Below are 12,643 nucleotides of genomic sequence, written 5' to 3' on the forward strand. Positions count from 1 at the left end.
CTCTGTTAATGCTCACGCGCATGGTTGATAGTGTAACGCGGAATTTCGACCACTAAATCTTCGTCGGTAACGCGCGCCTGGCAGCTTAAACGGCTTTCCGACTCCAACCCCCAGGCTTTGTCCAGCATGTCGTCTTCCTGCTCTGAGCTTTCCGGCAGCGAGTCAAAACCTTCACGAACGATGCAGTGGCAGGTGGTGCAAGCACAGGATTTTTCACAGGCGTGTTCAATCTCGATACCGTTACGCAGCGCAACGTCGAGAATGGTTTCACCGCTATTCGCTTCCAGAACAGCGCCATCAGGGCAGAGATCCTGATGAGGCAAAATAACAATCTTTGGCATATTAAACCTCGTCCACGGAATGGCCTTTCAGCGCACGACGAACCGACTGGTCCATGCGGCGAGCGGCGAAATCCTGGGTTTGTTTGTCTACGTTTTTAATCGCTTGTTCGATGGCGTCAACATCATCGCCCTGCGCCACCTCACTCAGGTGAGCGGCAGCATCGTCAATGACCTGACGCTCTGCGGCGCTTAACAGCGCGGCATCAGCAGCCAGCGCACCGTGCAGACTTTCCAGCACGCGCGCCGCTTCTACTTTTTGTTCAGCCAGCATACGGGCTTTTACGTCCTGCTCGGCATAGCTCATTGAGTCTTTGATCATCGAAGCAATTTCGCTGTCAGTTAGACCATAAGAAGGTTTGACCTGAATAGACGCCTCAACGCCGGTGGATTTCTCCATCGCCGTCACGCTCAAAAGACCGTCGGCATCGACCTGGAACGTCACGCGAATATGCGCACCGCCAGCCGGTAGCGCCGGAATACCACGCAGCGCAAAACGCGCCAGTGAGCGGCAGTCCTGCACCAGTTCGCGCTCACCCTGCATTACATGGATAGACATCGCCGTCTGACCATCTTTAAAGGTGGTGAAATCCTGAGCGCGGGCCACCGGAATAGTGGTATTACGCGGAATCACTTTCTCCACCAGGCCGCCCATCGTTTCGAGGCCCAGCGACAGTGGGATCACATCAAGCAACAGCATTTCGCTGTCTGGCTTGTTACCCACCAGAATATCCGCCTGAATCGCCGCGCCAATAGCGACGACTTTATCCGGGTCGATGGAAGTCAGCGGTGGACGACCGAAAAATTCGCCTACCCGTTCACGCACCAGCGGCACGCGAGTAGAACCGCCCACCATCACCACTTCCAGCACTTCATCAGCTTCTACACCCGCGTCTTTCAGCGCGCGACGACAGGCCAGTAAGGTTCGTTTTACCAGTGGCGCGATCAGTTCATTGAATTGTTCACGGCTGATTTCGCCCTGCCAGCCCGCAACATTCACGGTCACAGAGTCCGCATCGCTCAGCGCGATTTTGGCTGCAATGGCGGCATCCAGCAGTTCACGCTGAACGCGGTTATCGCTACGATCAGGAATGCCCGCCTGCTCGCGAATGTAATCCGCCAGCAGATGGTCGAAATCATCGCCGCCGAGCGCGGAATCACCGCCGGTTGCCAGCACTTCAAACACGCCGCGACTTAAGCGCAGAATGGAAATATCAAACGTCCCGCCGCCGAGGTCATAAACGGCGATCACGCCTTCCTGACCGGAATCCAGCCCGTAAGCGATAGCCGCGGCGGTCGGTTCGTTAAGTAAGCGCAAGACGTGAAGGCCCGCCAGACGCGCGGCATCTTTGGTGCCCTGACGCTGGGCATCGTCAAAGTACGCCGGAACGGTGATAACTACACCATCCAGCTCGCCCGCCAGGGCTTCAGTTGCCCGCGCTGCCAGTGCTTTGAGGATGTCCGCAGAAACGCGCACCGGGTTCAGCAGTCCCGCCGCCGTTTCAATCATCGGCAGGCCGTTTTCACTGGCCTGGAATTGATAAGGCAGATGCGGATAGCGTTGCTGGATATCAGCCAGCGAGCGCCCCATCAGGCGTTTAACAGAACTAATGGTGTTGGCGGTGTCAAGCGCAGCGTTAGTACGCGCGTCATAACCCACCGAATGCCCTTGCTGTTGATAGTGAACAACAGACGGCAGCAGGTGACGGCCTTCATGGTCGGCTAACGTTTCGGCCTGACCGCTGCGCACTGTTGCCACCAGCGAGTTGGTTGTGCCCAGGTCAATACCGGCCGCCAGACGACGCTGATGCGGCGCAGCACTCAAACCAGGTTCACTAATTTGTAATAAGGCCATGTTTAGCTTCCAGAAATTAAAAATCGAGCAGTTTTTCTTCGAGTTGTTCGGCACTGCTTCGCAGTTTATCGAGAAAACGCAGCTTACGCACGGTATCCGCCGCCGCGTCCCACGTCTCGTTGTCTAACTGTTCAACCATCAACTGATGGCGGGTATCAAACATCTTTTTCACACGTTTGATAAAGCTTTCCAGCCGCGCTTCATCTTTTGCCTGTTCGATCTCGTCCAGTTCTTCGCGCAGCTCCAGCTGTTCCATCAGGAACGCGGTGTCACGCACAGTATGCTGCTCGCTGGCGAGATCAAAACCGTGCAAAGAAAGCAAATATTCCGCACGCATTAACGGATGACGCAGCGTTTGCCAGGCCTGGTTAATGGTTGCAGATTGCTGTACGGCGGCGAGTTGTTCCGCCTGGCTTCCGCTGGCGAATTTATCAGGATGATACTGACGTTGTAGATCCTGAAAACGCAGGCTCAGCGCCTGAGTATCGAGTTGATAACGGGCAGGCAAGCCAAAGAGGGTGAAGTAATCCATAACATTCTCAGGGCTGCGATCCGCCGCGATAACGGCGAATCAGGTAAAACAAACCCCACGCGCAGGCGACCACGGTGGGGTTATCGGTATGCGCATCAAACGTGGAAGCTTTCGCCGCAACCACACTCATCTTTAACGTTCGGGTTGGTGAATTTAAACCCTTCGTTCAGACCTTCTTTTACGAAGTCCAGCTGCGTACCGTCCAGAAATTGCAGGCTTTTGCCATCGACCACGACTTTCACGCCTTTGTCTTCAAACACGATGTCTTCCGGCGTCGGTTCGTCAACAAATTCCAGTACATAAGCCATACCTGAACATCCGGAGGTTCTCACGCCCAGACGCAGGCCAAACCCTTTGCCGCGGTTAGCCAGAAAGGTATTTACTCGCGCTGCTGCACTGTCGCTCAGTGTAATCGACATAACCAAACCTCAACTCTTATTTTGCTTCACGTTTGCTTTTATAGTCCGCAATGGCGGCTTTGATCGCGTCTTCTGCCAGAATAGAACAGTGAATTTTCACCGGCGGCAGTTCAAGTTCTTCAGCAATATCGGTGTTTTTGATCGCCTGTGCTTCGTCGAGAGACTTCCCTTTCACCCATTCGGTGACCAGGGAGCTGGAAGCGATAGCGGAACCGCAGCCGTAAGTTTTAAAACGCGCGTCTTCAATGATACCTTCATCGTTGACTTTAATCTGCAACTTCATCACGTCGCCACAGGCCGGTGCACCCACCATGCCGCTGCCGACGTTCTCGTCGTTGTTGTCAAAGGAACCCACGTTACGCGGATTCTCGTAATGGTCGATAACTTTTTCGCTGTAAGCCATTATAAATTCTCCTGATTCCGATACCGATTAATGATGAGCCCATTCGATGCTGTTCAGATCCACGCCCTGCTTGTACATTTCCCACAGCGGAGAAAGGTCACGCAGACGACCGATAGATTTACGAACTAACTCGATGGTGTAGTCGATCTCTTCTTCAGTAGTAAAACGACCTAAAGAGAAACGGATAGAGCTATGTGCCAGCTCGTCGTTCAGCCCCAGCGCGCGCAGCACGTAGGACGGTTCGAGGCTTGCTGACGTACAGGCGGAACCTGAAGAAACAGCGAGGTCTTTCAGCGCCATAATCAGCGACTCACCTTCAACGTAGTTGAAGCTGACGTTGAGAATGTTCGGCGCACCGTGTTCCAGGTCACCGTTCAGGTAAACTTCTTCGATATCTTTGATGCCGTTCCACAGACGGTTACGCAGGCCGCGCAGACGTTCCATCTCGGTCGCCATCTCTTCTTTTGCGATGCGATAGGCTTCGCCCATACCGACGATCTGGTGAACAGGCAGAGTGCCGGAACGCATACCGCGTTCGTGACCGCCACCGTGCATTTGCGCTTCGATGCGTACGCGCGGTTTACGACGCACATACAGCGCACCGATACCTTTCGGACCGTAGATTTTGTGGCCGGAGAAAGACATCAGGTCAACTTTCAACTGGCTCAGATCGATAGGCAGTTTTCCCACGCTCTGGGTTGCATCAACGTGATAGATAATGCCACGAGCACGGCACATTTCGCCGATAGCCGCGATATCCTGCACCACGCCGATTTCGTTATTCACGTGCATGATAGAAACGAGGATGGTGTCGTCACGCATCGCTGCTTCAAGTTCTTTCAGGTCGATAATGCCGTTACGCTGCGGTGCCAGGTAGGTGACTTCGAATCCTTCGCGCTCCAGCTGACGGCAGGTATCCAGTACCGCTTTGTGTTCGGTTTTGCTGGTGATGATGTGCTTGCCTTTTTTCTGATAAAAGTTGGCTGCACCTTTGATCGCCAGGTTGTCAGATTCGGTTGCACCAGAGGTAAAGACGATTTCACGCGGGTCAGCGCCGACCAGATCGGCAATCTGATTACGGGCGATATCTACCGCTTCTTCAGCCTGCCAGCCGAAACGGTGAGAACGGGAGGCCGGGTTACCAAAGGTTCCGTCCATCGTCATAAACTGCATCATTTTCTCGGCAACACGCGGGTCCACCGGCGTGGTTGCGGAGTAGTCGAGATAAATCGGTAATTTCATTGCTCTATAAACTCCGTACATCACTCAATGCAAGGAATCAGGCTACCGGCTGGATGTACGACCGTGTTTACGGAGCGCGATACGCCCCGGCCTGATTCTGAATTCTTTTTATTAAGCGCGTAACTTAACGTCGATCGCGTCTTGTGTGCGGGTGCGTGGCGCGTCGTGAGTATGCTGACGACCAGACACATCCAACACTTCCTGGTTATTAACCAGTTCGCCTAAAGTAATGTTGTTGAGAAAACCGGTGAGACGGTCGCTCAAATCACGCCACAGCGCGTGGGTCAGGCATTTATCCCCGCCCTGGCAGCCGCCTTTACCCTGACAACGGGTGGCATCTACAGATTCGTCAACGGCGCTAATCACTTCGCCAACGGCGATGCTGCTGGCATCTTTGCCTAACAGATAACCACCGCCTGGTCCGCGTACGCTGGAAACCAGACCATTTTTACGCAGACGGGAAAAAAGTTGTTCCAGATAAGAAAGGGAAATTCCCTGTCGTTCGGAAATATCAGCCAACGGTACCGGGCCTGCTTCGGAGTTGAGCGCAACGTCAAGCATTGCGGTCACGGCATAGCGCCCTTTAGATGTCAGTCTCATGTCTTACTTCACCTCAAACTCGCCCCTGCCCGGGGTTTTTATTGTAAAAGTGGGGGTATTGCATAGCAGGGTCAAGTCTGACATTCCCGAGTAATTTGGTCAACTATTTACTTGACTGATTTAGTCAGGTATTTAACCTTCAGTGCCATTTTTTATCGTGCCGTTTGTACCTGTTGTCGGATGCGGCGTGAACGCCTTATCCGACCTGGGATTGCGTGCACTTCCAGGCCTGATAAGACGCGTTAAGCGTCGCATCAGGCAATCACTGTTATTCGGTCTTATTACCTTTATTCTGCTGTTCAATAGAAGCCAGAATCCCGCGCAGGATATTCAATTCCTGGCTTTCCGGGCGCGCACGGGTAAACAGACGACGCAGTTTATTCATCACCTGACCCGGATGGTTTTCACGGATAAAACCGGTTGCCAGCAACGTTTGTTCGAGATGACCATAAAAACGCTCCAGATCATCGACCAACGGATACGGCGTCTCTTCATGCTCAACCTGCTCGCCGTTTTCCTGAGTTGCCAGCCAGGCCATACGCACTTCATAGGCAATAACCTGAACCGCCATCGCCAGGTTCAGCGAGCTGTATTCCGGGTTAGCGGCAATCGCGACATGATAATGGCACTTCTGCAACTCTTCATTGGTCAGGCCGACACGTTCGCGACCAAAAACCAGCGCCACCGGGGTATTTGCCGCTTCAGCGACGCTTTTCAGACCGCATTCGCGCGGGTCGAGCATCGGCCACGGCAACGTGCGCGAACGTGCACTGGTGCCAACCACCAGGCTACAACCGGCTAACGCTTCGTCGAGCGTATCGACGATGTGAGCATTACCAATCACATCGCTGGCGCCTGCCGCCAGGGCAATCGCCTGGGAGTCGGGTTTCACCAGTGGATTAACCAGCCACAGATTAGTTAATCCCATTGTTTTCATGGCACGGGCAACAGAACCCATATTGCCGGTGTGTGACGTCTCCACCAGCACAATTCGAATATTTTGCAGCATTGTCTTTCTTCGTCTAAAGATTATTCGCGCATCTTAACATAAAACGAAGACAGATGCCGATCTCGCTGCTATACTCTGCGCCGTTTTCCCGTTCTTTAACATCCAGTGAGAGAAACCGATGCATCCGATGCTGAACATCGCCGTGCGCGCAGCGCGCAAGGCGGGTAATTTAATTGCCAAAAACTATGAAACCCCGGACGCTGTAGAGGCGAGCCAGAAAGGCAGTAACGATTTCGTGACCAACGTAGATAAAGCTGCCGAAGCGGTGATTATCGACACGATTCGTAAATCTTACCCACAGCACACCATCATCACCGAAGAAAGTGGTGAACTTGAAGGTACTGATCAGGATGTTCAATGGGTTATCGATCCACTGGATGGCACTACCAACTTTATCAAACGTCTGCCGCACTTCGCGGTATCTATCGCTGTTCGTATCAAAGGCCGCACCGAAGTTGCTGTGGTTTACGATCCTATGCGTAACGAACTGTTCACCGCGACTCGCGGTCAGGGCGCACAGCTGAACGGCTACCGTCTGCGCGGCAGCACCGCTCGCGATCTCGACGGTACTATTCTGGCGACCGGCTTCCCGTTCAAAGCAAAACAGTACGCCACCACCTACATCAACATCGTTGGCAAACTGTTCAACGAATGTGCAGACTTCCGTCGTACCGGTTCCGCGGCGCTGGATCTGGCTTACGTCGCTGCGGGTCGCGTTGACGGTTTCTTTGAAATCGGTCTGCGTCCGTGGGACTTCGCGGCAGGCGAGCTGCTGGTTCGTGAAGCGGGCGGTATCGTCAGCGACTTCATCGGTGGCCATAACTACATGCTGACCGGTAACATCGTTGCCGGTAACCCGCGCGTTGTTAAAGCCATGCTGGCGAACATGCGTGACGAGTTAAGCGACGCACTGAAGCGTTAATTTCTCTGGCGGGTGACGTTCCTCACCCGCCCTTGCCTTTCAGGCGCTATTCCGAAATACTTTCGCACCGCTTTACTTTCCTACGCCACTCTCCCACCATCCTTTCCCGATTAATGGATTACAAAGCAAGTCGTAAGGAAAGGTCATGGTTCTGCCAGCGAACAAACGCGTTCTCAAGATTCTGTTTATTCTTTTTATTTCTGCTTTCTGCGTTTATTTAGTGCCGCGCATCGCCATCAACTTCTTTTATTATCCCGACGACAAAATTTACGGTCCTGATCCATGGTCTGCTGAATCTGTTGAATTTACTGCTAAAGATGGCACACGGCTACAAGGCTGGTTTATCCCCTCTTCCACTGGTCCCGCCGAAAACGCTATTGCTACCGTAATTCATGCTCATGGCAATGCCGGGAATATGTCCGCCCACTGGCCGCTGGTCAGTTGGTTACCAGAACATAATTTCAATGTTTTTATGTTTGATTATCGCGGGTTTGGTAAATCTAAAGGCACTCCATCACAAGCCGGATTACTGGACGATACGCAAAGTGCCATCAACGTGGTGCGCCATCGTAGCGATGTAAACCCCAAGCGGCTGGTGCTGTTCGGGCAGAGTATTGGCGGGGCGAATATTCTTAACGTTATTGGGTTAGGAGATCGCGAGGGCATACGTGCGGTGATCCTCGACTCCACATTTGCCTCTTATTCGACCATCGCTAACCAGATGATACCCGGCAGTGGCTACTTACTTGATGAGAGTTACAGCGGCGAAAATTACATCGCCAGCGTCAGCCCGATCCCGCTTTTACTGATTCACGGCAAAGCTGATCATGTTATTCCATGGCAGCATAGCGAGAAATTATTTGCCCTGGCGAAAGAGCCAAAACGCCTGATTTTGATCCCCGATGGCGAACATCTTGATGCCTTTTCCGATCGTCACGGAGACGTTTATCGCGAGCAAATGGTGGACTTTATCCTTAGCGCATTGAATCCACAGAATTAACCTTATGGTCGAAACCAGATAAAACAGCAAGAAATCACCTTAAGGGATGGCATTAAACTGCCAGAAAGTGTTTATATCGATAAAAATTCTGTGATGTTTGTCATCATTTCTGATTAATAGCATTCCATTCACCGTATCCCTAAGCAAACTTTAGCTATTCTTATAAATTATGCTTATGGGAGATCTACAGATGATACCTACACTTGCCCCACCATCTGTACTTTCAGCTCCCCAGCGCCGTTGCCAGGTATTGCTGACGCTGTTCCAGCCGGGGTTGAGCGCCACCACGGCAACTTTCAGCGAGATTAATGGTGTGGATGATGAAATGGTGGGTCGCGATATCAGCGAAACAGGACGGGAGATCCAGCGCTATCATCAACTCACCATTACAACTGGATATGACGGGAGCTACCGGATTGAAGGTACAATACTTAACCAACGCTTATGTTTATTTCATTGGCTACGACGCGCTTTTCGCCTTTGTCCGTCATTTATCAGCAGCCATTTTACGCCCGCGTTAAAGGGGGAGCTAAAGCGTCGGGGGATTGCTCGTAATTTTTATGACGACACCAATCTACTGGCGTTAGTTAATCTCTGCTCGCGAAGGCTGCAAAAACGCTTTGACGCGCGTGATGTTCATTTCCTGTGTTTGTATCTGCAATATTGCTTATTGCAACACCATGCCGAAATCTCGCCCTTATTTAACCCGCTGCAACGTCACTGGTTGGAATCTTGCATTGAATTTCAGGTTGCACAGGAAATTGGCCGCCACTGGCAACGGCGGGCGCGTCAACCTGTTCCCCCAGCTGAACCGCTATTTATGGCATTACTTTTTTCCATGTTGCGGGTTCCCGATCCACTGCGAGACACCCATCAGCATGGCAAACAGTTGCGCCAGTCAATTAACCGTCTGGTACAGCATTTTCGGCAGTTGAGTAACGTCCGTTTCTATGATGAACAGGGGTTGTGCTATCAGCTTTATACTCACCTGGCCCAGGCGTTAAACCGCTGTTTGTTTTCTATCGGCATTGATAACACTTTACCGGAAGAGTTCCGTCGACTTTATCCACGGCTCGTGCACACCACCCGCGAAGCGCTGGTCGGGTTTGAAAATGAGTACAATGTCAGTCTTTCCGATGAAGAAAGTTGTCTGGTGGCAGTGATTTTCGGTGCATGGCTGATGCAGGCAAATGAAATTCACGAAAAGCAGATTATTTTGCTGACGGGCAATGACAGCGAACGAGAAGCGAATATTGAGCTGCAATTGCGTGAGCTAACGATACTGCCGCTCAATATTAAACACATGTCTGTGAAGACATTTTTGCAGATTGGCGCGCCGCGCAATGCCGCACTTATTATTGCGCCTTATACCATGCCGCTACCGCTTTTTTCACCACCGCTGATTTATACGGATCTGACCCTGACGGCACATCAACAGGAACAAATCCGCAAAATACTTGAATCAGCATGAGGGAACGACTTTCGGGCGCAAAAACATTGCCGGAAACGCCACCAATGCCATCACCCAGAACACGCCATGCCCCAGATATTGATACAAAAAACCGGCGAAGACGGTCATGATGGCGATACTGCCGCCCATCGCGACGGCAGAATAAACTGCCTGCAAGCGGATAACCTCACTTCCCTGACGAGCGGCAATGTAGCGCATAGCGGCCAGATGGCACACGGTAAAGGTGCCGCAATGCAGAACTTGCACCATAATCAACCACGGCAACTCAGTGGTTGCCCCCATAATGCCCCAACGTACTACCCCGGATACCGCCGAGATCAGCAACATATCACGGGCGCTACAACGGCGGAAAAGCTTATTACTCAGCGCAAAGATAATGACTTCCGCCACCACGCCCAGCGACCACAAATAGCCCACCGCCGAGGCCGAGTAGCCAGCTGCCTGCCAGTAAATGGCGCTAAAACCGTAATAGGCCGCATGCGCCCCCTGCAATAAACAAACGCAGGCCAGAAAACGCCAGTTCTGGCGGACCAGCGCCAACCACGCTGGCCACCCCGTGCTCTCCTGTTGACGGCTGGCCCCTTGTGGCTGAATCGTCGGACGGATAAGAAAGCCGAGCAGCATGGATGCCACGCCCAACGTCAGCAATGCCAGAATAACCCGATAATCGAATACGCTGACCAGTTTCCCCGTTAGCGCCGAGCCAATGACAAACGCCACCGAGCCCCAAAGTCGCACTTTGCCATAATCAAGCGGGAACTGCTTTTGCCAGGTATTCGCCAGCGCATCGGTCAACGGCACCAGCGGTGAGAAAAAGAGGTTAAAACCAACCATCACCACCATCAACCACGCCACATGCGCACCCGCCCAGAAGGCGATGGCAAAGAGTAGCGTCAGCAACGCCAGCACACGCAGCGCAGAAATCAGGCGAGAAGGATCGCTGACGCGAGGCGCAATTATCAAACTACCGAGAAAACGGGCAACCAGCCCGGCCCCCAACAACAGGCCGATGGTTTCTGGCGTTAAGCCAATCCCCTTAAGCCAGACGCTCCAGAAAGGTAGAAAAATACCGTAGCTAAAAAAGTATGTGAAATAACCGAGCGCCAACCAGCGCGTGGATTGCAAAACCATGAGTCCCTCCCGTCAGGAGGCGTTAGTCTGGAGTTAATCGAATGTTGGTGCAAGTTGAAAAATAAGAAAATTCGAGTCTGCTTCCAGTACACAGAGCTGGAAAAAATATCGTTAATACCGCTAACAAAATATCACCTAAAGAAAATGTGCTGGATATTGACCTGGATAATTACCAAATTTCTCATCCGCTGGGGCGTGGCGAGGTGCAAGAGTGTGTATTACGTTTAAATCACATTATCTTGCAAAGGGATTGGTTATGAACTCACTACGTTATTTTGATTTTGGTGCTGCCCGCCCCGTTTTGTTATTAATTGCCCGTATCGCCGTCATCTTAATTTTCATTATTTTTGGTTTTCCCAAAATGATGGGCTTTGACGGAACGGTACAGTATATGGCCTCGCTGGGCGCACCGATGCCGATGCTGGCGGCAGTTATTGCGGTGATTATGGAAGTACCCGCCGCGATATTAATCATACTTGGCTTTTTCACCCGTCCGCTGGCGGTGCTGTTTATTTTCTACACGCTGGGAACTGCGGTGATTGGTCATCATTACTGGGATATGACTGGCGATGCGATTGGACCAAATATGATTAATTTCTGGAAGAATATCAGCATTGCTGGCGCATTCCTGCTGCTGGCAATTACCGGGCCGGGGGCAATTTCTCTCGATCGGCGTTAGGAAAGATGCCGGATGCGGCGTGAACGCCTTATCCGGCCGACCGCTCCAACACCAATTGTAGGCCTGATAAGACGCGGCAAGCGTCGCATCAGGCATGGTGCGCCGAGTGCTACAAAATCGAAATTACCCTGTAGGCCTGTGCATCCGGCATTTTATAAATTACAGCCACTCTACCCGCAACGACATCTCTGAGGTTGTTGATTCACCCGGCGCAAGCGCAATGAGGTCACCACCTTCCGGGCGATGATGGTCATCTGGCGCATGACTCATCGGCTCCAGACAGAAGAAATCAAACGCATACCCTTTATCAAACGCGGGATCGGAGACAAAGATGAAATAGCACGGCGCAGGCGGCGTCGTTTCCATGATGACGGCGTAACCCTCCTGCGGCTGCTCGATGCGGGCCTGGCCATTCCATCCGGAAAAACCGTTGTTCACCCACTGGCGCGGCAACGGCGCGAGCTGGTTGAAATCCAGTTCTGGCGGTAACTGCTCGCAAAACTCGCCCGCCAACCACTGCTCCCGCTCCAGCCAGTAACCATTCGCCTGCGCCTGAATCAGCGTTTTCGACGACAACGGAAAATAAGGATGCCAGCCAGTACCAAATGGCAGCGTCTCAGTGCCTTCATTGGTGACAGAGAGCGTGACCGTCAGTGAATCCGCCGTTAAATGAAATGCCTGGCTTACACGATAATGATAAACGCCACAGTGATGTTCATACGCCAGACGCAAACTATCATCGCTGCGCGAGACACATTGCCACTGCCCCAACCAGCCATCGCCGTGTAGATAGTGCGCATCCCACTCAACATTCGGTTGCAGTTGATACTCTCGCTCCTGCCAGACAAATCGGTTACCACTCACCCGGTTTGCAAATGGCACCAGCGGAAAACAAGAGGCATCGGTTGCCACACCGCTTTTTTTACCAGGACGTAACAGCGGCGTCGTATCGCGCCAGAAGCCTTCGATTACGCCGCCCTGGTCAGAAACGTCCAGCTTTAGCGGCCCGTGAGATAAGGTATAGATGGTCATCCGCTAACTC

The 12,643-nt window shown here is 52.3% G+C and carries 14 protein-coding genes; 4 read left to right on the forward strand and 10 right to left on the reverse strand.

The genetic code is table 11. From position 1 onward, the window contains the following. Positions 1-5 precede the first annotated feature (5 nt). From fdx to trmJ, 8 genes are all read right to left on the reverse strand, one after another. Positions 6-341 (reverse strand): ISC system 2Fe-2S type ferredoxin, encoded by a 336-nt coding sequence (gene fdx / locus D9738_RS13480; RefSeq protein WP_130260404.1) that lies wholly within the window; start codon positions 339-341, stop codon positions 6-8. Between the two features lies 1 nt (position 342). Further along, the gene (gene hscA / locus D9738_RS13485) at positions 343-2,193 is read right to left on the reverse strand and encodes a Fe-S protein assembly chaperone HscA (RefSeq protein ID WP_001196613.1); all 1,851 of its coding nucleotides are present in this window, start codon (positions 2,191-2,193) and stop codon (positions 343-345) included. Positions 2,194-2,209: 16 nt separating this feature from the next. Continuing rightward, positions 2,210-2,725 carry a co-chaperone HscB gene (hscB, locus tag D9738_RS13490; RefSeq protein ID WP_000384413.1) on the reverse strand — a complete coding sequence of 172 codons (516 nt, stop codon included), beginning with the start codon at positions 2,723-2,725 and terminating at the stop codon, positions 2,210-2,212. 95 nt (positions 2,726-2,820) lie between these two features. Continuing rightward, the gene (gene iscA / locus D9738_RS13495; RefSeq protein ID WP_000028953.1) at positions 2,821-3,144 is read right to left on the reverse strand and encodes an iron-sulfur cluster assembly protein IscA; all 324 of its coding nucleotides are present in this window, start codon (positions 3,142-3,144) and stop codon (positions 2,821-2,823) included. A 16-nt stretch (positions 3,145-3,160) separates the two neighbouring features. Continuing rightward, a complete protein-coding gene (gene iscU, locus D9738_RS13500) occupies positions 3,161-3,547 on the reverse strand; it encodes a Fe-S cluster assembly scaffold IscU (RefSeq protein WP_000331707.1) in 387 nt (128 codons plus the stop codon). A gap of 27 nt (positions 3,548-3,574) precedes the next feature. Further along, complete coding sequence (gene iscS / locus D9738_RS13505) at positions 3,575-4,789, reverse strand: cysteine desulfurase (protein WP_001295373.1); 1,215 nt, start codon at positions 4,787-4,789, stop codon at positions 3,575-3,577. A 111-nt stretch (positions 4,790-4,900) separates the two neighbouring features. Next, entirely contained in the window at positions 4,901-5,389 is a 489-nt protein-coding gene (iscR, locus tag D9738_RS13510; RefSeq protein WP_001241357.1) for a Fe-S cluster assembly transcriptional regulator IscR, read from the reverse strand. A gap of 268 nt (positions 5,390-5,657) precedes the next feature. Next, a complete protein-coding gene (trmJ, locus tag D9738_RS13515) occupies positions 5,658-6,398 on the reverse strand; it encodes a tRNA (cytosine(32)/uridine(32)-2'-O)-methyltransferase TrmJ (RefSeq protein WP_000940020.1) in 741 nt (246 codons plus the stop codon). A gap of 118 nt (positions 6,399-6,516) precedes the next feature. Here trmJ and suhB point away from each other — a divergent pair, with 118 nt between their 5' ends. The 3 genes from suhB (at position 6,517) to csiE (ending at position 9,791) form a co-directional block, all read left to right on the forward strand. Beyond that, a complete protein-coding gene (gene suhB / locus D9738_RS13520) occupies positions 6,517-7,320 on the forward strand; it encodes an inositol-1-monophosphatase (RefSeq protein ID WP_130260405.1) in 804 nt (267 codons plus the stop codon). A 145-nt stretch (positions 7,321-7,465) separates the two neighbouring features. Then, positions 7,466-8,320, forward strand: coding sequence for an alpha/beta hydrolase (locus D9738_RS13525; RefSeq protein ID WP_130260406.1), 855 nt, complete (start codon positions 7,466-7,468; stop codon positions 8,318-8,320). Positions 8,321-8,510: 190 nt separating this feature from the next. Continuing rightward, positions 8,511-9,791 carry a stationary phase inducible protein CsiE gene (csiE, locus tag D9738_RS13530; protein WP_130260407.1) on the forward strand — a complete coding sequence of 427 codons (1,281 nt, stop codon included), beginning with the start codon at positions 8,511-8,513 and terminating at the stop codon, positions 9,789-9,791. On the opposite strand, the gene D9738_RS13535 is transcribed toward csiE, so the two are convergent. Continuing rightward, complete coding sequence (locus tag D9738_RS13535; RefSeq protein ID WP_130260408.1) at positions 9,783-10,922, reverse strand: 3-phenylpropionate MFS transporter; 1,140 nt, start codon at positions 10,920-10,922, stop codon at positions 9,783-9,785. The genes csiE and D9738_RS13535 overlap by 9 nt on opposite strands. A gap of 256 nt (positions 10,923-11,178) precedes the next feature. Between D9738_RS13535 and D9738_RS13540 the strand changes: the two genes are divergently transcribed. Further along, positions 11,179-11,601 (forward strand): DoxX family protein, encoded by a 423-nt coding sequence (locus tag D9738_RS13540; RefSeq protein WP_130260409.1) that lies wholly within the window; start codon positions 11,179-11,181, stop codon positions 11,599-11,601. Positions 11,602-11,760: 159 nt separating this feature from the next. On the opposite strand, the gene D9738_RS13545 is transcribed toward D9738_RS13540, so the two are convergent. Beyond that, positions 11,761-12,633, reverse strand: a complete 873-nt coding sequence (locus D9738_RS13545; protein ID WP_130260410.1) for an aldose 1-epimerase — start codon at positions 12,631-12,633, stop codon at positions 11,761-11,763. Positions 12,634-12,643: the final 10 nt, after the last annotated feature.

Source organism: Escherichia sp. E10V5 (assembly GCF_004212315.1).
In the GTDB taxonomy this organism is placed as follows: domain Bacteria; phylum Pseudomonadota; class Gammaproteobacteria; order Enterobacterales; family Enterobacteriaceae; genus Escherichia.

Excerpts from the sequence above, each read along its gene's own strand:
- fdx (WP_130260404.1), bottom strand. The coding sequence starts at position 341 with ATGCCAAAGATTGTTATTTTGCCTCATCAGGATCTCTGCCCTGATGGC.
- hscA (WP_001196613.1), bottom strand. The coding sequence starts at position 2,193 with ATGGCCTTATTACAAATTAGTGAACCTGGTTTGAGTGCTGCGCCGCAT.
- hscB (WP_000384413.1), bottom strand. The coding sequence starts at position 2,725 with ATGGATTACTTCACCCTCTTTGGCTTGCCTGCCCGTTATCAACTCGAT.
- iscA (WP_000028953.1), bottom strand. The coding sequence starts at position 3,144 with ATGTCGATTACACTGAGCGACAGTGCAGCAGCGCGAGTAAATACCTTT.
- iscU (WP_000331707.1), bottom strand. The coding sequence starts at position 3,547 with ATGGCTTACAGCGAAAAAGTTATCGACCATTACGAGAATCCGCGTAAC.
- iscS (WP_001295373.1), bottom strand. The coding sequence starts at position 4,789 with ATGAAATTACCGATTTATCTCGACTACTCCGCAACCACGCCGGTGGAC.
- iscR (WP_001241357.1), bottom strand. The coding sequence starts at position 5,389 with ATGAGACTGACATCTAAAGGGCGCTATGCCGTGACCGCAATGCTTGAC.
- trmJ (WP_000940020.1), bottom strand. The coding sequence starts at position 6,398 with ATGCTGCAAAATATTCGAATTGTGCTGGTGGAGACGTCACACACCGGC.
- suhB (WP_130260405.1), top strand. The coding sequence starts at position 6,517 with ATGCATCCGATGCTGAACATCGCCGTGCGCGCAGCGCGCAAGGCGGGT.
- D9738_RS13525 (WP_130260406.1), top strand. The coding sequence starts at position 7,466 with ATGGTTCTGCCAGCGAACAAACGCGTTCTCAAGATTCTGTTTATTCTT.
- csiE (WP_130260407.1), top strand. The coding sequence starts at position 8,511 with ATGATACCTACACTTGCCCCACCATCTGTACTTTCAGCTCCCCAGCGC.
- D9738_RS13535 (WP_130260408.1), bottom strand. The coding sequence starts at position 10,922 with ATGGTTTTGCAATCCACGCGCTGGTTGGCGCTCGGTTATTTCACATAC.
- D9738_RS13540 (WP_130260409.1), top strand. The coding sequence starts at position 11,179 with ATGAACTCACTACGTTATTTTGATTTTGGTGCTGCCCGCCCCGTTTTG.
- D9738_RS13545 (WP_130260410.1), bottom strand. The coding sequence starts at position 12,633 with ATGACCATCTATACCTTATCTCACGGGCCGCTAAAGCTGGACGTTTCT.